This is a genomic window from Nereida ignava, from assembly GCF_001049735.1.
In the GTDB taxonomy this organism is placed as follows: Bacteria; Pseudomonadota; Alphaproteobacteria; order Rhodobacterales; family Rhodobacteraceae; genus Nereida; species Nereida ignava.
In genome coordinates, this window is record NZ_CVPC01000064.1 from 1 (window position 1) to 1,638 (window position 1,638).

General features: G+C 53.6%; 1 protein-coding gene and 1 pseudogene. Both read left to right on the forward strand.

The window, feature by feature from the left end; genetic code table 11:
• A partial coding sequence (locus NIG5292_RS14365) for an ATP-binding cassette domain-containing protein (protein WP_048600219.1) occupies positions 1-966 on the forward strand: 966 nt, incomplete at its 5' end.
• Positions 947-1,453, forward strand: a pseudogene (locus tag NIG5292_RS14370) (P1 family peptidase); the annotation flags it as partial. The gene NIG5292_RS14365 and the pseudogene NIG5292_RS14370, both read left to right, overlap by 20 nt.
• Positions 1,454-1,638 lie beyond the last annotated feature (185 nt).

Genomic DNA, 1,638 nt, shown 5'->3' on the forward strand with positions numbered 1-1,638 from the left:
ATTGTTGTCATGCAAAACGGCCGAGTTGTTGAAGCGGGTGAAACGCAACGCATTTTCCAAAACATGCAGCACCCCTACACCAAAGCACTTTTGGCCGCCTCTACCCATCAGGTTAACCTGCCTGCTTTGCAGAAAACGCAACCACTTTTGTCCGTCGAAGGCGTTGTCCGCGACTATCCTACTGCCCGCACAGGACTGTTCGGAAGGCGCGGCCAGCACCGCGCTGTAAGCGATGTAAGTTTTCAATTGAACCGCGGCGAAAGAGTTGGGTTGGTTGGTGAAAGCGGGTGCGGCAAGTCCACCCTGACCCGCGCCATATTGGGCTTAGAGGATGTGCAGTCAGGACGGATCACCCTGGACGGGGAGCCTGTTTTTGCGGGCAAGTCTCCGAACCATAAGGTCCGGCGCAAAATGCAGGTGGTCTTTCAAGATCCCTACGGCAGCTTTAATCCCCGCCACAAAGTAGAGCGCCTGATCACCGAGCCATTTCACCTGCTGGACCGCCCTCCGGTCGGACAAGCCCGCGAGACGGCAGTTGCCAAAGCCCTCACCGATGTGGGTCTGGCCACTGACGATGCGCAGAAATACATTCACGAATTTTCAGGCGGGCAACGTCAGCGTTTGGCCATCGCACGCGCACTAATTATTGAGCCCGAATTGATCATTTTCGATGAGGCCGTCTCGGCGCTAGATGTGTCTGTCCGCGCTCAGGTGCTCGATCTATTGGCTGATCTATGTCGCACGCGCGATTTGGCCTATCTTTTCATCAGCCACGATCTATCGGTTGTTCGGACAATTACGGACCGCGTGATGGTGATGAAAGATGGCAAAATTGTAGAACAAGGCATGACAGAAAACGTCTATACGTCCCCCAAACACCCCTATACCCGCGCGTTACTGGCCGCTGCGCCGACCCTTCCTTCCCGCACATCAAATGAGGCGAAACATGCAGACCGGTCCCCTTAATCTTATCACCGATGTAGCTGGACTAAAAGTCGGCAACGCCCAAGATGACACCCTTAAATCAGGAAGCACAGTGCTTTGCGCGGATGCATCGTTCACTGCGTCTGTGCATGTGATGGGCGGTGCGCCTGGTACGCGTGAAACGGACCTTCTTGCACCTGATAAAACTGTGGCTGCGGTAGATGCGTTGGTTTTGTCGGGCGGGTCTGCTTTTGGTTTGGATGCGTGTTCGGGGGTAATGGACGCACTTTATGCGGACGGTCGCGGATACGCAGTCGGGGACGCGCGCGTCCCTCTTGTGCCAGGGGCGATCCTGTTTGATTTACTCAACGGCGGCGACAAAAACTGGGCCGACAACCCCTACCGGTCATTGGGCACAGAAGCCTATGCAAATGCATCAACGTCCTTCGCATTAGGCAGCATTGGTGCAGGAACGGGCGCCCTGACGGGACGCGAAAAAGGCGGGCTTGGCTCAGCCAGTATGGTGATTGAGGGTTAATATTAAATCGGTTCTCTTTTTTGATCGCCATCAAGATCGTTGTTTTTGAAGAATCCGCAATGCTCGTTGGTGAAGTTATATGCATCCCTAAAACCACCGTACCCAATCGCCAAATCATTGAAGGTTTCTGCTAAAGTGGAAAATGATATTGAAGTTTGTTTAGCTAAAAGCATCTT